11 protein-coding genes are annotated in these 19432 nt (G+C 51.5%); 5 read left to right on the forward strand and 6 right to left on the reverse strand.

Features of this window, described 5'->3' with window-relative positions:
* Positions 1-5: 5 nt before the first annotated feature.
* The 5 genes from FCN80_RS27215 to FCN80_RS04840 form a co-directional block, all read right to left on the reverse strand.
* Complete coding sequence (locus FCN80_RS27215; RefSeq protein ID WP_136988766.1) at positions 6-1610, reverse strand: methyl-accepting chemotaxis protein; 1605 nt, start codon at positions 1608-1610, stop codon at positions 6-8.
* Between the two features lie 200 nt (positions 1611-1810).
* A complete protein-coding gene (locus tag FCN80_RS04825; RefSeq protein WP_136988767.1) occupies positions 1811-3946 on the reverse strand; it encodes an ATP-dependent helicase in 2136 nt (711 codons plus the stop codon).
* 108 nt (positions 3947-4054) lie between these two features.
* The gene (locus FCN80_RS04830; RefSeq protein ID WP_136988768.1) at positions 4055-4648 is read right to left on the reverse strand and encodes a hypothetical protein; all 594 of its coding nucleotides are present in this window, start codon (positions 4646-4648) and stop codon (positions 4055-4057) included.
* A gap of 83 nt (positions 4649-4731) precedes the next feature.
* Positions 4732-5691, reverse strand: a complete 960-nt coding sequence (locus tag FCN80_RS04835) for a CHAD domain-containing protein (protein WP_136988769.1) — start codon at positions 5689-5691, stop codon at positions 4732-4734.
* A gap of 42 nt (positions 5692-5733) precedes the next feature.
* Positions 5734-6294, reverse strand: a complete 561-nt coding sequence (locus FCN80_RS04840) for a flavin reductase family protein (RefSeq protein WP_136988770.1) — start codon at positions 6292-6294, stop codon at positions 5734-5736.
* 531 nt (positions 6295-6825) lie between these two features.
* On the opposite strand from FCN80_RS04840, the gene scpA reads away from it, so the two are divergent.
* Genes scpA through FCN80_RS04860 form a run of 4 tightly spaced genes read left to right on the forward strand, consistent with a single transcriptional unit; the run spans position 6826 to position 12269 of the window.
* Positions 6826-8970, forward strand: coding sequence for a methylmalonyl-CoA mutase (gene scpA / locus FCN80_RS04845; protein WP_136988771.1), 2145 nt, complete (start codon positions 6826-6828; stop codon positions 8968-8970).
* Complete coding sequence (gene meaB, locus FCN80_RS04850) at positions 8963-9958, forward strand: methylmalonyl Co-A mutase-associated GTPase MeaB (RefSeq protein ID WP_136988920.1); 996 nt, start codon at positions 8963-8965, stop codon at positions 9956-9958. The genes scpA and meaB overlap by 8 nt, the downstream gene beginning before the upstream one ends.
* A gap of 11 nt (positions 9959-9969) precedes the next feature.
* Positions 9970-10755: a methylmalonyl-CoA decarboxylase gene (gene scpB / locus FCN80_RS04855; protein ID WP_136988772.1), complete on the forward strand. Its 786-nt coding sequence runs from the start codon at positions 9970-9972 to the stop codon at positions 10753-10755.
* Between the two features lie 35 nt (positions 10756-10790).
* A complete protein-coding gene (locus tag FCN80_RS04860) occupies positions 10791-12269 on the forward strand; it encodes a succinate CoA transferase (protein WP_136988773.1) in 1479 nt (492 codons plus the stop codon).
* Positions 12270-12397: 128 nt separating this feature from the next.
* On the opposite strand, the gene srsR is transcribed toward FCN80_RS04860, so the two are convergent.
* Positions 12398-13306, reverse strand: a complete 909-nt coding sequence (gene srsR, locus FCN80_RS04865; protein ID WP_136988774.1) for a LysR family transcriptional regulator SrsR — start codon at positions 13304-13306, stop codon at positions 12398-12400.
* 690 nt (positions 13307-13996) lie between these two features.
* On the opposite strand from srsR, the gene FCN80_RS04870 reads away from it, so the two are divergent.
* Positions 13997-19048, forward strand: coding sequence for an RHS repeat domain-containing protein (locus FCN80_RS04870; RefSeq protein ID WP_136988775.1), 5052 nt, complete (start codon positions 13997-13999; stop codon positions 19046-19048).
* Positions 19049-19432 lie beyond the last annotated feature (384 nt).

The following is a 19432-nucleotide window of genomic DNA, read 5'->3' on the forward strand; positions in this document are numbered from 1 at the left end:
TGCCGTCAAGCCGATGGACGGCGTTCCAACGATGCGTTCAGTGTTTCCTGAGGTTCGATACGGTGATGGTTGAATACCATCACCGCGTTGATAAGTCGCCGGGTTCGTTCCCGTAGACCGTCCGTGACCGAGGCCGTTTCGCCCACCAATAGCGCATTTTGCTGCATGGCTTCGTCTAACCGGGCCACGGCGATATTCACCTGATCAATGCCCACCGATTGTTCCGCGGTCGACAGACTGATTTCATCGATCATTTCATGAACCCGGGTGACTTGCGCCACAATGTCGTTCATCACGTTGCCGGCGTTATTGACCAGATCGCTACCCGTGGTGACTTTCTCCACACTGTCGTCGATAAGCGTTTTGATCTCCTTGGCCGCATTGGCGCAACGCTGCGCCAGCGAGCGCACCTCGCCGGCCACCACCGCGAACCCCCGTCCCGATTCGCCGGCCCGGGCCGCCTCTACGGCGGCATTCAACGCCAGAATGTTGGTTTGAAAGGCGATACTGTCTATAACACTGATAATTTCGCTGATTTTTTTGCTGGACCCGGCGATATCCGCCATGGTGGTCACCACCTGTCCCACCACTTCGCCCCCCAAGCGGGCGGCCTCGCTGGCGGATTTGGCCTGTTGGCTGGCATTATGGGCGGTATCGGCGTTATTTTTAACCGTGGCCGTCATCTGCTCCATGGAGGCGGCCGTTTGCGTCAGACTGGACGCCGCGTCCTCGCTGCGCGAACTGAGATCGCCATTGCCTCTGGCGATTTCGTCGCCGGCGCGGTGCAACCCGGCGATCTGTTCGCTGACATCATCGGTCAGGGAGCGCAGGTTCAATCCGGACTGGTTCAGCGAGCGCAAGATCATGCCGATTTCGTCCACCCGATTTAGCGAAACGCCGCTGTCGAACCGGCCGGCGGCCACATCGAGCGCTTGGCGCAATACCCGCTCCAACGGTCGCGACACCATGGCTTCGGTCCAGAGCGTGGCCAAGAGCGTGGTCATCACAACAGGCGCGGCAATCAACGCCATGCTTTTGTCGGGCACGCCGACGATATAAGCGCATAACAGACTGAGCAGAACGACCGCCGCCATACCGCAGCGGATCCGCCAGCGCACCGGCATGATTTGCCGCCATGACATCCAGCGGGCCAAACCGCGCCGCACCACCAGTCCTTGATGGAAAACCACGCCGCGGGCGTTGCCCGCCTTAACGTCGCGATAAAACCGTTCGGCTTTCGCGACATCATCGCGGGTTGGCTTGGTGCGCACCGACAGATACCCCGTCAGATGACCATTACGTACCACGGGCGTCACATTGGCCCGCACCCAGTAATGATCGCCGTTTTTGCGGCGGTTTTTCACCAGCGCCGTCCACGAACGGCCGGATTGAATGGTTTTCCACAAATCGGCAAAGGCCTCGGCGGGCATATCGGGATGCCGGACGATATTATGCGGCTGCCCCAGCATTTCCTCCGCGCTATAGCCGCTGGCCTGTATAAATGCCGCGTTGGCGTAAGTGATATGGCTTTGCGGATCGGTGAGCGACATCAACGTGGCATCATCGGGCAGGATATATTCATTCTGGGTAACAGGGAGATTACTGCGCATGCTCGGGACCTGGCGTGAGAGGAAACAGCGTACTGAATCAGCTTATCGACTGTCGCCGCCGAAACTTTACAGGCTTGTCCCGCGCCCCGGGCAAATAGGAAAATACGCATACCCGAGGCTACGCTTGTCGCCATCATCCCGGATGACGGCCCCCCGGCGGGCGTATCGCACAATCCGGCCCCTTAACACGCGCCGGCGGGCTAACCCGCCAGCGCGGCGAATTGGATATTGCGCTCGGTGGGCAGCGCATCGAACTTGATCGTGTAGTAACGGTCCTTTTGCTGCACGGCCATTACCGTACCGGCGCCGAATACGGGGTGGGCAACCCGTTCGCCGACGGCATAACGGGCCGTCAGGGAATGCAGCCGTTGCTGATCGGAGGCGAAGGCGCGCCGCCACAGGGTTTTTAGACCATCGTCCAGCGGCGCCGCGAAATCGATATTCTCCTCGCCGGCATCGAAGATGAAACGCGATGGGTATTTCACCAGGCCGTCATTGGCGACGCCTTCCGCATCGCTCAGGTATAACCGGTCCATGGCGCGGGTCATGGCCACATAGGCCAGGCGCCGCTCTTCTTCCATTTCCTCCTGGGAGCTCACCCTGCGACTGGGAAACACGCCTTCGTTTAAACCACAGAGAAAGACACAGGGGTATTCCATGCCTTTGGCGCTATGGATGGTCATGAGTTTGACGGTATCGGGTTTTTCCTCGTCGTCGAGATGGCTGAATAAGGCCACCTGCGCCAGAAAATCCTCCAACGCCGCGTCGTCATCCTCCGCGGCCCTTTGTACCGCGCGCTTAAGCTCCGCGACGTTATCCAGCCGCTCCTGATCCCCCTGTAGCCGTAAATAAGCCTCATAGCCGCTGCGGTCCAATAATGTCTGGAGAACGGTATCCAGCGCCTGCGAGCGGCGATGCTCCCGCCCATGCAGGATGGCCGCCAGATAATGTGCCGCGCCGGTGCCTTTAAGCAGCGGCGCGTTGATATTGTCCTGCAGCGCCTGGAACAGGCTGGTCTGATGTTGTTCCGCATACGACCGCAGCGCCTCGAGCTTCTTTTTGCCGATTTTGCGCGGCGGGACGTTGACGGTGCGCAGGAAGGCCAAATCATCCCCGACGGTCACCATACGCAAATAGCAAAGGATATCTTTGATTTCCCGTCGTTCATAAAATGCGCTGCCGCCGAAAATCTTATACGGCAGTTTGTTCGCTACAAACCGTTCTTCCAGCATGCGGGTCAGATAATGCGCGCGATAAAGCACGCCGATATCGCCGGCCGGTATGCCGTCGGCCAGCAGGCTGTGGATTTGCGCCACAATCCAGTCCGCTTCTTCTTTATCGTTTTTGGCATGAAAATAACGGGGTTTCGGCCCATCGGTTTTGACGGCATGCAACGCTTTGGGAAAACGCACGGTGTTTTTTTCAATAAGCGTATTGGCCGCCGCCAGGATGGCCGGCGTGGAACGGTAATTGGCGGTCAGCGCGACGGTGACGGCCGCGGGATACGCCTTGGGAAAATCGAGAAACAACCGCAGGTGCGAACCGCGCCAGGAATAGATGGTCTGATCCGGATCGCCAACGATAAATAAATTGCCGTGCTTCCCCGCCAACAGTTGCGCCAGCTTATACTGTCTTTTACTCACATCCTGAAATTCGTCCACCATGACATATTGCATCCGGTCCTGCCATTTCCGGCGAATATCGGGAAAGTGTTCCAGGATCCAGGTGGCGAAGTTAATGAGATCGTTGAAATCCACCCCGAAGCATTTTTTTTGTTCATACAAATAGCGCAGAAAAATTTCTTCGTCCCGATCGCCGGCCTCGGTAAACCGGGTTTTCAATTGTTCGTTATCCAACTGATAGATATCATCGATATAGGTACTGGCGTGCAGTTTCCGCGCTTCCAATACCTCATCCAGAGTACGCTTGATGGTCGTGTCCCGCAGAGTCAGACCCATATCGCTGAAAATTCTTTGCAGGATCTGTTTGAGATCCTCCATATCCAGCAAGGTAAAATCCCGGGGAAAATGCAAGACGTGAATGTCTTCTTTGAGCAATTGCACACAAAAGGCATGGAAGGTACAGATATAACCCAAATCCTGATCGCCCAATGCCTTGCGCACACGGCGTTTCATTTCATTGGCCGCCCGGTTGGTGAATGTGACGCAGAGAATGTTTTTAGGCGCTATCCCAAGGGTTGAAACCAAATAGCAATAGCGGTCGGTCAGGGTGCGGGTTTTACCCGTGCCGGCGCCGGCCGCGACCCGTACCGCGCCTTCGGTGGTGGTGATGGCGGTTTGCTGTTCGTGATTACTGCCGTTTGGCGGATGTTGCAAAAAAATAACCTCATGATTTTATCAAGTGCCGTGCGCTTGCGCCATGCCTTACGCGCCGGAAGATGGACCCAACCGCGCCGTTTATTCAGCCGGTCGTGGCGTGCCCCGTTAACGGAGCAACGCCTCATTTTCCGGCACGTCGGGATAAACCGTTAAAAACGAAAATTGCAGATGGTGCATCAGTTCACGCAGGATCAGCAACGTGGCGGCGAAATCTTTGTCGCCGGGTAATCCCTCCCAGGCGGCGGGCCGGCCGCGGATGACCGCCGCCAACCGATCGAAAGTTCTCTCCGCCGCCTCCAGCGTGAGCATCATCTCCGGCCGGTCAGGCAAGCCCGCCAATAGCCCTATGCGATACAACGCCGAATCGGTTGTGCAGAGAACGGCCCCGTGGGGAATATGCCGGCTTAAGGGCATTATCCGCTCTTCCACCGCCATGATGGCGTTTTCCATTTCGTTTTCGGCGGGCGGGCGATGGTGGAAAAAGCGCGCGGCGATAACCCCGTATCCGTCAAACGGATACGATGACGGCGCCTTTCCGTCCGCGGCGGTAATAAGCCAGCCGGTTTGGTCGCCGATATGCAGCAGGGCCGGCACAGAGGGCAGGCGTTCACTGAATTGGGCGAACCGACGCAGCAGGGGTTCCCCGGGTAACGATACCGGGTTTTCGCCGGCGTTCAAGGTGGGCGGTGAAGGCGGCATAACGTCCTCAAAAGCGGCGAATGATGCCTGCCACTTTACCCCTTGCCGCGGCAGAGTCAAACGTCCTTGCGCAACGCGAACCCTCAGCGGCGGGCGGGCAACGCCAGTGTCTGCAGATTTTGCCATTGGACGGGCAGGGTCATTTTCGCCTGCGCCGCCTGGGCCGCCAAATAGCCGCGCACAAAACCGATACTTTCCGCCAGGCCGGGATTCTGGTCGCGCAATTCGCCCAGCAGCCGGTCGGTGGTGGCGGCGTCGTTTAGCCAACCCAGCGTCTCCTGCATTTCCCGTAGGGCGGCGAGATAGGCGGACAAGGGTTTACGACGGTAGAGACAACCGAAAAATTCCGTGGTGTAACGCAGTTTTTTGGCGGCGATGCGCATCCGGTGGCGTTGATGAGCGGTCGCGTCGGTCTGGACGGCGGCTTGATGTTGCAGGCGCTGCCGACGCTCGGCCAGCATGGCGTCGGCAAAGGGGGGGATGGGGGTTTTCAGGCGGGCGCGCTGGCGCGGCGTGACATTTTCCCGCCAGCGGCGATGTTGTATCCACAGCCGTAAGGCGGTGGTCAGGCGTTCATAGCGCGGCGAACCTACCGCGTCGGCGGCGGCATGGTAATAAAGCCTTGCCCGCAAACGGGCCGCGACGCCGATTTCCTCAAGGGCCGCCGGTTCCGGCGCCGCAATGGCCGCGGGCGCCACAACCGTGCCGGCCAGAATATCCCAGTCCCTGGCCGCCCCCAGTACGCCGGTTAGCCATAGCAGGTCCGCCTGCAAGGCATCGCCGGGAGACAGCGGCTCTTTGAACAAGCTAAAGGCCGATCGCAACCGGCGCAGCCCCACCCGCATCTGATGGACGCATTCCGCATCTTGATGCCGGACGCCTTCGGCATTGGCCTGGATTTGCAGCAGGCAGTTGATGACAATGGCCTGGAACCCCTGGCTCACGGTCATGGCCTCGGTGAGCCGCAAAGGTTCCGCGCGCACCGCCTCGATGGCCGGGCCGGGTAACGGAGAACGCGCGGCCGACTCCACTGTATGTTCCATAATCTGTCCTTAACGGCGCCGGGCGTCGCCAAAGCCCGTATCTTACAGCATTTCCGGCCGGAAGAGATGCCGCCGACTGACGATCTTGCCCGACACCATAAATACGCCGTCGCCGGTATAATGCAGGGTCTCGGGATGTTTCGGCCGCGTCGCCACATGGGCCTTGACGATTTCAAAGATAAAAAAATTATACTGTTCAACCAGCGTTTCGTCATGGAGGCGACATTCAAAATTGGCATGGCATTCGCCGATAAGCGGCGAATCAACGCATTGCGCGGCAACGGCCGTCAAACCAAAATGGCTGAATTTGTCGATATCGGCGCCGGAGCTGTTGCCGATGCCGACCACGGTATCGGTTAACGCGGTGGTGGGGAGGTTTATCACGCATTCGCCGCTGTCGCGGATCATGGCGAAGCTGTGGTTGGCGGATGAGATCACGCAGCCCACCAGCGAGGGGGTAAATTCCATCACCGTATGCCAGCCCAGCGTCATGATATTATTCCGTCCCTTGCGGCGGGAGGAGACCAATACGATGGGACCGGGTTCCAGATAACGACGCGCCAGATGGGGCGACAAATCGACCTTATCGGGAAGGGCGTTCATGATACATATCCTCCTGCGCCGTGATAGAGCGGTGGCCGTCCCATGTCATTCAGTCTCTGTTATTCAGTCTTCGTCATCCGTATCCACTGCTGACAGTGAGCCATATACCTTTCTAACGGAAAATAATGTGAAACATATCACGCTCTGCCGATGAAGTGAATCTATCAGGGTATTGTGAACGATTCAGCGCCTTAATTTGCTCAAATTATTTGATACCCATCACATTAATCCGACCTTGCCGACGGTAAACGGGCCTATTCTCTAATGATTGGCGAATGCGGCAAATAATGATTGCTGAGCGTGCATTTTTTGAGGGCGCAAACCTGGCGGGAAAATGCTATCACTATTTCCAGGTATTTCATTGGCGGTGAAGGTTTTATTGATGAATTAATTTTTGGAATTAAGAAATTTATTTTCTGAACACGACGATGATATTTCCCTTTGACCCATCCAGGTCGAGGAGGGGAGGTATTACGCCCCGATGCCGCGTGAATGAAATAAAAATTAGCATATCCTATTCGGAGAACCACAATGGCTCAATTAGAGGCATGGGAAAAGCTTGCCAATAAAGAATTATCCCGGTTGGGGAAAAGTGTCGATGATTTACACACCCCGACTGCGGAAGGCATTACCATCAAACCGCTGTATACCGGAGCGGATACGGCCGACCTGGAGGTCACCGGATCATTGCCGGGCATCGCTCCCTTCGTCCGCGGTCCGCGGGCCACCATGTATGCCGCCCAACCCTGGACAATCCGCCAGTATGCCGGCTTTTCCACCGCCAAAGAGTCCAACGCTTTTTACCGCCGAAACCTGGCCGCGGGACAAAAAGGCCTCTCGGTGGCTTTCGACCTGGCCACGCACCGGGGCTATGATTCCGATAATGAGCGGGTGTCCGGCGACGTGGGCAAGGCCGGCGTGGCCATCGACAGCGTGGAGGACATGAAAATACTGTTCGATCAGATACCGCTGGATAAGATGTCGGTGTCCATGACCATGAACGGCGCGGTCATCCCCATTATGGCGTTTTATATCGTCGCCGCCGAGGAACAGGGGGTCAAACCCGAACAGTTAACCGGCACGATCCAAAACGATATTCTGAAGGAGTATCTGTGCCGTAATACCTATATTTACCCGCCGAAGCCGTCGATGCGGATTATTTCCGATATCATCGCCTATTGCTCGGCCAATATGCCGAAGTTCAACACCATCAGCATTAGCGGCTACCATATGGGCGAGGCGGGCGCCAATTGCGTCCAGCAGGTGGCTTTCACCATTGCCGATGGCATCGAATATATTCAGGCGGCGCTCTCCGCCGGTTTGCATATTGATGATTTCGCGCCCCGTTTGTCGTTTTTCTTCGGCATCGGCATGGATATGTTCATGAATATCGCCATGCTGCGGGCCGCCCGGTATTTGTGGAGCGAAGCGGTGGAAAGTTTTGGTTCCACCAATCCGAAATCCAAGGCGCTGCGTACCCATTGCCAAACCTCCGGTTGGAGCCTCACCGAACAAGATCCCTATAACAACGTTATCCGCACCACGATAGAAGCGCTGGCGGCCACTCTCGGCGGCACCCAATCCCTGCACACCAACGCTTTCGACGAAGCGCTGGGGCTGCCCACCGATTTCTCGGCGCGGATCGCCCGCAACACCCAGATCATTTTGCAGGAAGAGTCGGCCATCTGCCGCACCGTCGACCCGCTGGCCGGCTCCTATTATGTGGAATCCCTGACTGACCGGATAGTAAAGGAAGCGCGTAAAATCATCGCCCTGATCAAGGATGCCGGCGGCATGGCCAAAGCCATCGAGGCGGGTTTGCCAAAACGGATGATTGAGGAGAATTCCGCCCGGCAGCAGTCGCTGATCGACCAGGGCAAACAAGTGATCGTCGGCGTCAATAAATACAAGCTGGCGCAGGAGGACGTGCCGCCGGTATTGGAAATCGACAATATCAAGGTGCGCGGGGAACAGATCGCGCTGTTGCAGCGCATTCGCGCCACCCGAGACAATGCCGCCGTCGCCGATGCCCTCGGCATGCTGACCCACGCGGCGGAAAAAGGCGGCAATTTGCTGGAAGCCGCCATCCAGGCGGCCAGGCTGCGGGCCACGTTGGGCGAGATTTCCGATGCCATTGAGACGGCGTTCGGTCGCTATCTGGTGCAGACCAACTGCGTGACCGGGGTCATCGCCAACAGTTATCAGCAAAGCGCCCAAGGCGCCGCCGAATTCGAGGCCATCAAAAACGAAACCGAACGATTTCTCAATGAGTACGGCCGCCGGCCGCGGATCCTGATAGCCAAGATGGGACAAGACGGTCATGACCGCGGCGCCAAGGTGATCGCCAGCGCCTATTCGGACCTGGGATTCGATGTGGATCTGAGCCCGATGTTTTCCACGCCGGAGGAAATCGCCAAACTGGCGGTGGAAAACGATGTCCACGTCGTCGGCGCCTCATCGCTGGCCGCCGGCCATAAAACGCTTATTCCGGCGTTGATTGAGGCGCTGGCGCGTTACGGCCGCCAGGATATCAGGGTGGTGGCGGGGGGCGTGATTCCGCCGCAGGACTATGATTATCTCTACCAGCGCGGCGTGATGGCGATTTACGGGCCGGGCACGCCGATGCTGGCCAGCGTGCGCGATGTCCTGAAAAAAATCAGTGACCATCATGATTAGCGCCGACACGCTGGATAGCGCCGTCGAACGGCTATTGGCCGGCGACCGGGTGGCCCTGGCCCAGGCGATGACGCTGGTGGAAAGCACCCATCCCGCCCATCAAGCTCTGGCCGCGCGGCTGCTGGACACGATCATGCCTCACACCGGGCAGGCCAGGCGAATCGGTATTACCGGCGTGCCGGGCGCCGGTAAAAGCACTTTCCTGGAGGCGCTGGGGGGCTACTTGCTGCAACGGGATTTCAAGGTGGCGATCATCGCCATCGACCCCAGCAGCCCCCTGAGCGGAGGCAGTATCCTCGGTGATAAAACCCGGATGCTGACTCTCGCCCGGTCTGAACGGGCCTTTATCCGGCCGGTCCCCGCCGGCGGACATCTGGGCGGCACCAGCCGTCGCACCCGCGAACTGATGCTGTTGTGCGAGGCGGCGAAGTATGACGCGGTAATCGTAGAAACGGTGGGCGTGGGGCAGTCCGAGGTGGAAATCGCCCATCTGGTGGATTGTTTTCTGTCGTTACAACTGGCCGGGGCCGGTGATGAATTACAGGGCATCAAAAAAGGCATCATGGAGATGGCCGATATCATCGTCATCAACAAGGATGACGGCGAAAATCATTCCCGAGTCATGCTGACCCGGCAAATCTATCAGGCGGCGCTGCATATCATGCGGCGCAAATATCCGGACTGGCCCGTGCCGGTGCTGACTTGCAGCGCGCTGGAACAGCGGGGGATTGACGAAGTCTGGCGTTACACGGATGCATTCTATCAGCAAATGGCGGTGGACGGGCAACTTGAGGCATTGCGCAGAAGGCAATATCTGGAATCCATGCATAAGCAAATCGAAGAAACGGTTTTGCAGGCGTTATTCGCCCGGCGGGATATTCAGGATTGTTATCAGCGGGCATTACAACAAGTGGATAATCATCACTTGTCGCCGCGCGCGGCGGTGAATGGCGTTGTCGAATTTATTTGCGGAAAAATTTCGGACTAAAGGTAAAAATAATGGCTTACGACTATGTGAAAGTGATGATTGAAAACCGTGTCGGCATTATCGAGTTCAATTACGGTAAAAAGCTGAATGCCTTGAGCGCGGTATTTATTAAAGATATTCTTCAAGCCTTGGAGGATTTGAATAATATTGACATCCGTTGCGTGATAATCCGCGCCCCTAAAGGGGCCAAGGTCTTTTCCGCCGGGCATGATATTCATGAACTGCCGAAAACCCGGCGCGACCCGCTGGCCTATGATGATCCGCTGCGCAAGATCACCCGCGCCATCCAGAAATTTCCCAAGCCGGTCATTTCCATGGTGGAGGGCAGTGTCTGGGGCGGCGCGTTCGAATTGATTATGAGTTCGGACATCATTATCTCCAGCAACAAATCCACTTTTTCCATGACGCCGGTTAACCTGGGCGTGCCCTATAACCTGGTGGGCATACACAACCTGACGCGCGACGCCGGTTTCCATATCGTCAAGGAAATGATTTTCACCGCGTTGCCTATTTCCGCCGAACGGGCGCTGGCCGTCGGGATTCTCAACCATATCGTCGATCCGGCGGAACTGGAGGATTTTACCATGCGCATGGCCAACACCATCGCGGAAAAAGCGCCGCTGGCCGTTGCGGTCATCAAGGAAGAGCTAAGGGTATTAGGCGAGGCGCACACCATGAATTCCGATGAATTCGAGCGCATTCAGGGGCTGCGGCGAGTGGTGTACGACAGCCAGGACTACCAGGAAGGCATGGCGGCCTTTATGGAAAAACGCAAGGCGAACTTTATCGGACGGTAATTCTCTTTCGCACACCCAATCATGGAGCAAACAGGATGGATCAGAACTTTGCAGTGATGACCGCGGACGAGGCCGCTGCCTTGATTTGCCATGGGAATATGGTGGCCTTCAGCGGGTTCACCCCGGCCGGCGCGCCAAAAGCGCTGCCGGAAGCCTTGGCCCGGCGGGCAACGGAACTGCACCGCCAGGAACAGCCTTTCAAAATAAAATTACTGACCGGCGCGTCCATCGGCGCGCTGGCCGATAATCAACTGGCGCAGGCCGATGCGGTTGAATGGCGGGCGCCCTACCAAACCGCGCCCGCTTTACGGGAAAAAATTAACCAGGGAGAAATTAATTTCGTCGATCTCCATCTGAGCGAAGTGGCGCAGATGGTCAACTACGGCTTTTTCGGTCCCATTGATGTGGCGGTTATCGAGGCGTCGGCCGTCACTGACGATGGGCGCGTCTACCTGACCAGCGGTATCGGCAACGCGCCGGTCTACTTGCAGCAGGCACGCAAGATCATTATCGAATTGAATCACTACCATTCGTCCCGCGTGTGCGAAATGAGCGATATCGTCACGCTCGGCGCGCCGCCAAGCCGCAATATGGTGCCCATATTCCATACCCTTGATCGGGCCGGCGAGAATTTTGTCCAGATCGATCCGGCAAAAATCGTGGCGGTGGTGCACACCGAACTGGCCGACCAGATAAACGAATTCGGCGAGGAAAACCCCCTGTGCCGGCAGATAGCCCATAACGTAGAGCGGTTTTTGCTTGGCGAGCTGCACGCGCAACGGATTCCACCGGGATTCCTACCGCTGCAAAGCGGGGTCGGCAATATCAATAACGCGGTGCTGCGGGCTTTGGGCAGCAACCCGGATATACCGCCGTTTATGATGTACTCCGAAGTGCTGCAATCCTCGGTGGTGGATTTACTGGAAAAGGGCAAAATTCTTGGCGCCAGCGCCTCTAGCCTGACCGTACCGCCGGACATTCTGCAACACATCTACGATAATATGGATTTCTTCTGCGAGCGTATTGTGCTCAGGCCCCAGGAAATTTCCAATAACCCGGAAATCATCCGCCGGCTGGGGGTCATTGCCCTGAATGTCGGTCTGGAATTCGATATTTACGGCCATGCCAATTCCACGCATGTGGCCGGGGTCAATCTGATGAACGGTATCGGCGGCAGCGGGGATTTCGAACGCAACGCCTATTTGTCCATTTTTATGGCGCCGTCCATCGCCAAAGGCGGGAAGATTTCCACTATTGTGCCGATGTGTTCCCATGTCGATCACAGCGAGCACAGCGTCAAGGTGATCATCACCGAAAACGGCGTGGCCGACTTGCGCGGACTGTCGCCCATGCAGCGGGCCCAGGCCATCATCGCCCATTGCGCGCATCCCATGTATCGGGATTGCCTGTACCGCTACCTGGAGCTGGGTAAAAAAGGCCATATCCACCATGACCTCAGCCATGCGTTCGATATGCATCGCAACTTGCTGGAGCACGGCAGTATGCTGGCTTGACGGCGAGGGTGCCGGCCGTCGCCATCGTTGTGCGCGGCCGGTCCGGTTTAAAGGCGCCGCTTGGCGAAGCGACGCCCTTCGTTGCACGGGGTCCGGACGGAACAAAACGGAAAGCTCGCGCGGGGGGGTTATGCCGGCGGCGAGACATTGCCGCTGCGATCATCGCGCACCGCCGTCACCAGTTTTCCGGTCATTTTGCAGCTTTTAAGTGAATAGAGGTATTCCGGCATATACATCGGCTTGTTGGGGGCATCGAAGTATTTCAAGCTGGCGGGGTTGACGAACCGGTAGGCAAAATGGGGGACGACGGTGATAAATTGTCCGCGATTGACCGCGCTGATCTTGGCCAGAAAACTGTAGGGCCGGTAGATAATGGTGGGCGTGATGCCGGCATGGCGAAAGTGGGCGTCGATGAGCGATTCAAAATTCGCCCGGTGCTGAAAGCGCATTTGCAGCCACGGCAGACTGTGCAGCAGCTCGTTTGGCGGTACGTTGTCATGAATGCGCGATACCAGGAACCCTAATTTGAGCGGTTCAAGGGGAATGACCTGCATACTGGAAATTTCGCTTACCCGCGGCGAGGCCTGCTGGGGGGAAATGATCATGTCCATGTCGTGATCCAGCAAGCTGGACACCAGATCGCTTTCGTTGAAATCAAACGGCTTGGTGGTGAAACCGTCGAATTTGTCTCCCAGGCTTATCAACTGATCAAAAATTATCGTGGGATAGGCAGTGTCGATGCCGATAACGCAACTACGCTGACGATGGTAGCCGGCCAGCATAATTTCCGTATCGATGCCGGCCAGCCGCTGGTAGATGGGATAGAGCATCTGATACAGTTCCTGTCCGGCCTTGTTTAGACTGATGCTGTTATCCGTGCGTGAAAACAGTTCATAGCCCACCATTTCTTCCAAAGCGGCAATACTTTTGCCAAACGGCGAAGCGGTCATATGCAACTTTTCGGCGGCTTTGGCAATATTGTTGGTTTGTGCCAGCGTGATAAAATTAATTAACTTTTTCGATACGAATATACCCATATCTGTTCTCAATTACCGCAGGTTATTAGCATAATGATCGCTTATACTCTACTGACTTCGCGCTGCGGCGCGCCAGCGGCACATTGGTCGGAAACGCATGTGAACCGCCAACGGTGGGCCTTGGGTGAGAGACAGTCGGTCTCTCATGCCCCTATACAACGCTGTGACTGAGATGAGCGAACGTAGTCCACAAAAAGCAACATGAAGTATAACGGGCATTTCCGCTAAACAGGATGCGCTTATCTCTTTAGCCCTAGCATTAACAAAAAATTGTTTGATTTTCGCGAGATCCGTCACAGTCCATCATGCCGGGGGAAACCAGATGCGTTGACGCTTGCTATCTCATACCGAGAGACATGGCCCAAGAGGGTTTGCCAGTAAAAATCGCAGATTTGTAGAACAAACAATCCTCAAAACCCCGATAAACACTTTACTATCACATTGGTCTTTCACCCGATCATGTCAGTTGGACCGCCGAATATCACCCGTGTGTTATCGGGCAAAAACCGGAAGTTAACTGCCTAACGCCAACGTGAAGGTTATGAACGGCCTTTGCTTAAGAATAGCATTCGGTGTGTTAAAAATTGAATTTTTTATTGCTCATCTGACTGTGATATATGTTGATACACATGGGATGCTCAGTAAACAAACGTATCGGACAGTTTGATAACTTTTCAATCGGGTAAGCATATGAATATCACGTCGATAGCGGCTAATTTCTCTGAGGATGTACAAAATCATGTTGACCTGCGTACTGGGCAGTTTATATCAAATATCATAATTTATAGATTTGAACCCAAAAATGGTATTGGCGGCGCTCGCGAACTCCGTTTGTCTTTCACGCCAGCAACGAGTAGTGATTTAAGCCCCTACGGTATTGGTTGGTCGATGAATATTCCTTTTTATGATGATAAATATATTATTAGTCAAGATTTGGGGCGGTTGGGTACATTGTCAGGCCAGTTTTTTGATATTAAGGTTGGCTGGGAGAGTATGAAAAATACCATACTCGGACATCATCAGAAAGATCTGATGCTTTGGCAGATAAATGAAACAACATGCCATTTATATAGCATCGACGGTGTAACGGAAATACTTGCGTACAATGACTACCTAGGGGTTTACCTTCTTGATAAATTAGTCATGGAGAATGGCGAAACATATTACTTCTATTATCGATCCAACGAGAATAACCCATCCTATATCACTGATCATGAAGGTAGAATTATAATCAGTTTTCATTATTTGGAAGTTGCAGGTAAAGGACCATTTTTAACTCATATCAATTTTATCGAAGGAGACAAAGATTTTTTATTGAAGACTGAATATGATGAGCTTAATAAGCTTAATGCCGTCAGTATTGAGCCTGTCAATAGTCAAAGATTAGACGTTAAAAACACCATCAGTAAATTCAACACAAGTTATTTATATCATACTCTTAGCAATGACTTGATGGTCATATCAGATGTATTTGGCCCGTTAGGCGCGCATGAAATAATAACTTACGATGAAAATGCTATACAGATTGATCATGATACTACTCTTGCAGCAGTTAACAGTTGGACAACGTTGCCGAACCATGACAGCATAATTGCTTCGGCCGAACAGGGAATCAAAAGAGTATATAAATATGGTCCCTTTATTGAAACATCTGGCGGTTTGCACTTTCAAAGAAACTTTACTGGGTTTCCGTTAGTAATTAATGGTTATTCCCATAATGATCTTCTTGAGTCAATAGATGATAGTTACACATACTATGTCACTGAAACCTTCGAAAGTTCAACTAATCCGCCTATATATAGCCAGTATGTCTATAACCGATTTCATCTACTCACGGAAAAGAGTCGAGAACAAGATGGCAATGTAACAAAAACAACTTATGATTATTTTTTGCTGAAGAGCAATACACCGTATTCTGCACAACCCCCTGGTAGCATGTCAAGCTTCAAAGAACATACAGTCTATTCAGATATGTATAAAAATAATTTTAGAAAAACTCTACTGAAAGAAACACGCTGTGACGAGTTTGGCAACGTTATAGAATACCGAGAGCGAAATATGGTGACTCGGAGAATTTACAAAGATAATAAAGCGTTTGCACAATGGCGTGATGATGGGTATAACGATATTTTCAAAAGAAATTTACTAACCGAGGAAAGATTTTGCAGAACAGGAAATTGTGAAACATCCCGTGACGTCGTTAATTACGACTATGACTTTATGCCCGCATTAAATAATTCATCAAGAAAATATTTTGTCATGAGGAGAGAAGAGACCAGAGAATTATTTGGAATGAGAAATGATAAAATAGAAATCAGAAATGGATACAGTTATCAATTAGCCCTTTCAGAACCAGAGTTACATGGCAGAACCGAAAAAATCTCTTCAATAGTTGACACGTTGACATCAACGGCAACATCGACCCAAACCTCGGAACAACGCTATCTTTGTAATATAACACATTATCGCTCAGGTCAAAAAATTTATGAAAATAGAAGCTTTGACTTCACCGGGAAAGGGCAGACGCTAATTTTTAAGTTCGTTTGGTCACTCGCTCCTAATCGACTTTTATCCATAACCTCACCAGAAGGGAGGGAGATTGTTTATGAATATGATATTTGGGGTAACTTGACAGGGAAAAAAGTCGCTGAAGGGTCTGCATTTCAAGCGAAAAAAAGTTATCTTTTCCAGAAAGCAGAGGATATCTCAGAACTGTGGACCATGACTATTACCGATTCACTCAATCAAAAATATCGAATCCTTTATGATGGTCTCGGAAGGATAAGTAAAAAGTGGGATGTTAATAACAGCAATTCCGAATGGCCCCTTCTGTTAGAAGAGTATATCTATAATGATCAAAACCAACTGATCCAGAAAGTAAAGCATGATTATCATATTCATGACCTGTCAGAGGGGGTTGCAGAGGCACAAAGTTCGACTACGCATATCGAGAGGTATATATATGACTATTGGGGTAATATGGATTATATACAGTTAGAAAATGGCGTTAAGATTTTCCAACGGTATAATCCTATCGAAAATACACGTATTAATGGCATCGAAGGGTCCAATCTGAAGCGTTATACCTACAATGCATATGATAGAGAGACTGAAGTGGCTAAATTATCAGGGTTGACCGATTGGGATCCTCTGATATTAAAGAAGAAAATATATGATAAATTTGGCAGACTTTCTAGGGAATTTGATGATCAAGATAAAGTGACAACACTGACATATGACATGTGTAATAGGATAAGTAGAATTGTCGTTAGGGGACGCAACAGGAAAATTACATCTGATGTTTTTTTGAAGTATGTTTCTTCAACATCAACTTCTTTAACTTCTCATGTCAGGGTCAATGGAAGAAGTATTTATTCAGCATATTATGATGATTATCTCCAATTAACAGATGCCTACTTTGAAGGGGTGGGTTCTGGCCCAAGAGAAAGATATTCTTATCATGAAAACAATCCTTTCCGGCTGAAAAGGATTGTCAAAGCTAATGGGGAATATATCGAATATCAATATCATCCTTCTGTGGATGAAGTCATCAAAGAAAAGCGCAGTCTTTTGCATGAAAACGAGTTCTGCGACTATGATTACGATCCTCAGACAGGAAATGTTACTTCACTGATAACGCAGGTGATTCCTATTACCTCCAACGGCATGTCTTATGATACTTCACTTAATTATACTTACAATAGCAAAGGATTTCCTTCGAATGAAACAACTCGGCTAAATGGAAATACTATCAATGATATTGATATGGTTTATTCGTTAAATGGCGTGCCTTATTCAATGAGAAATAACATCGATGATTTTTACGAAAAATTTTCTTATAAGAGCTCAGGGGAATTAACATCTATCGAAATAAATTCCTCCACAGAACTCATGTTTGAATATGCCCTACCCGTGCCACAAATTGCGAAAGTGACGATTTACAATAAAGGGGTTATATCTCCAGAATCACTCTCTATTAGTTATGATAAATATGGGGATGAATATCAGCGGACGTATTTTACAGCCCATGATAGAGTTCTAGTTGAGGTTTCCCGTAATGCGAATAGCTCACTTAGTTCGGTGGATACAAAAAGCTATGATCACGATACCTTAAGCACAATTGTCTATGATAATGAAGGCAGAATAAGTCAATTTGTTGCATCAGGGAGTCTTTTGCCACGGGATGAATCGGGTAGAGAAGTTACTCGACAAGATTTTAGTTATGATAATTTCTTCAATTTAAAAAGTATTTCATCAAATTACCGCGACAATGGCAGAGCAACGACACATTTTCATTATAACCAAAATCATTGTTTTCAACTTGAAGGTATTACCGGACCCGAGTCCGGCTTTGCTTGTCATATCACATATAATTCAAAAGGTGATGCTATTGGGAATTTGCAGGCGATTAACGGCATCATTCTTGAAAATCAGTATTTTGAATATAATGGCTTGGGGAAGCTTAAACGGTGGGGTGAACACCGTTCAAATCGTTTGTTTGAATATTATTATGACCCTTTAGGCAGGCTTCTCAGGAGAGTCGATGTGAATCGTACTTCATCACAAAGGGTCATTAATTTAAGGCATTTTAATGATAAAGTACGTGTCATCAAAAGTGATCAAAGTGGCGATGAAGGAAATGTAATAGGGTATCTCGGCGATACGCCGTTAATGGGTAGGCGAGGACGCGAGCAGACGTTATTCTGCGCTGACAGCGAAAGTTCGATTATTATGAGCGGACGACAGGAGTTAAGGTGTTATTTACCCTTTGGGTTCACGCAAACGGGTGACGTAAATCCCTTAGACCTGTTATATAAAGGAGAGCTTTATGATAGGGACTGCGGTATTTATCACCTTGGCGCCAGACCCTATGATGTGCGATTAAAGAGGTTTCTAACACCAGATTCCACTAGCCCACTGGGAGTCGGAGGCATCAATCCCTATATTTATTGTTATAATGATCCGGTGAATCGGAATGATCATAGCGGTTTGGCCGCCAGAAGCATCAAGGGGAGAATCAGCCAGGGAGTTGATTCGCCTGGTGAGTTATCGTTTCTGTTAAGTTTGGTCAGCTTTGCCTTTATGGCCTTTGGCCCAATCGGCGCCATTACCAATATAATGTTGCGTAATATGGCTACGCTGAGCGCCATGGCGGGTTTAGTGGGGGCCACGTCAGGCACAATGCAGGCATTGATCGAGCGAAAGGGCGTGGCGAATTCGCCCGGCACAAGGCAAGATCAGGAATTTTTGGGTAATTTAAACGTGTATTCGACCCTTATAAGCCTGGCGATTTCGGGTTGGCAAGGTTATAAATTGGCACGCATGGCGTGGACGCCCACTAAAGTTGCGGCATTGATACGAAACGCCGGGTTGCCTTACAGGACAGTACGAGCGAACATCATCTCGGCATTTGGTGGCATAAGGATAATCGGCGAAAATGTGGTGGGTTTTGCAATGACCCGCGCGGCTTTTCCAAGAACATTATCAGGATTTTCCCGTCTTGTCGTTGAATCCTATCTGAATGTTGACGGTATTATATCAAGCTTGAATTCTGCTGCTACAAAACTGAGTCACGAGCATGCGGAAACAACCAGTATTTTCAAAAGCAATTTTGATATTGATTCCATCCAAACTAAGTATCAAGAAGATGAGATATTGGAGATTCCTGCCTTTTTGAAGGAACATTATGAATTCATGTCTTCAGAGGAACGGGAGATTAGAAAACCGGAACGAGTAAACTAATGAGAATAAATGGTCTCGGTGACATTGGAAGCGTTGTGGAGACGCCAAAAGTCAACGGTACTGCACTGTGATGAGATGATTACCGGCAAATTTCTGGTTGCCTCTTAATGCTGTCGTGTTGCAGTCTGGATTGTTATAATCTAATCATTAATTAGCATGCTAAATTTTGATGGGATCTCTAGCGAAAAAAACAATATCATAGAAAATGAAGTTATGATAAATAATTGAGTAAAGCTTGGGGTTTTATTGCCGGCTTAGGAGAAAGTTCGGTTACCTATAGCGCCGATAGCCCAACAATATTGAATTGCTCACAGCATTATGCAATAACGTCGAAATGAATTTAGTTAGATCATAATGTGCATTTGAATGACATGGTGATTACCC

The sequence above is a fragment of the Martelella alba genome (genome assembly GCF_005217455.1).
GTDB lineage: Bacteria > Pseudomonadota > Gammaproteobacteria > Enterobacterales > Enterobacteriaceae > Acerihabitans.

Excerpts from the sequence above, each read along its gene's own strand:
- FCN80_RS27215 (WP_136988766.1), bottom strand. The coding sequence starts at position 1,610 with ATGCGCAGTAATCTCCCTGTTACCCAGAATGAATATATCCTGCCCGAT.
- FCN80_RS04830 (WP_136988768.1), bottom strand. The coding sequence starts at position 4,648 with ATGCCGCCTTCACCGCCCACCTTGAACGCCGGCGAAAACCCGGTATCG.
- FCN80_RS04835 (WP_136988769.1), bottom strand. The coding sequence starts at position 5,691 with ATGGAACATACAGTGGAGTCGGCCGCGCGTTCTCCGTTACCCGGCCCG.
- FCN80_RS04840 (WP_136988770.1), bottom strand. The coding sequence starts at position 6,294 with ATGAACGCCCTTCCCGATAAGGTCGATTTGTCGCCCCATCTGGCGCGT.
- scpA (WP_136988771.1), top strand. The coding sequence starts at position 6,826 with ATGGCTCAATTAGAGGCATGGGAAAAGCTTGCCAATAAAGAATTATCC.
- meaB (WP_136988920.1), top strand. The coding sequence starts at position 8,963 with ATGATTAGCGCCGACACGCTGGATAGCGCCGTCGAACGGCTATTGGCC.
- scpB (WP_136988772.1), top strand. The coding sequence starts at position 9,970 with ATGGCTTACGACTATGTGAAAGTGATGATTGAAAACCGTGTCGGCATT.
- FCN80_RS04860 (WP_136988773.1), top strand. The coding sequence starts at position 10,791 with ATGGATCAGAACTTTGCAGTGATGACCGCGGACGAGGCCGCTGCCTTG.
- srsR (WP_136988774.1), bottom strand. The coding sequence starts at position 13,306 with ATGGGTATATTCGTATCGAAAAAGTTAATTAATTTTATCACGCTGGCA.
- FCN80_RS04870 (WP_136988775.1), top strand. The coding sequence starts at position 13,997 with ATGAATATCACGTCGATAGCGGCTAATTTCTCTGAGGATGTACAAAAT.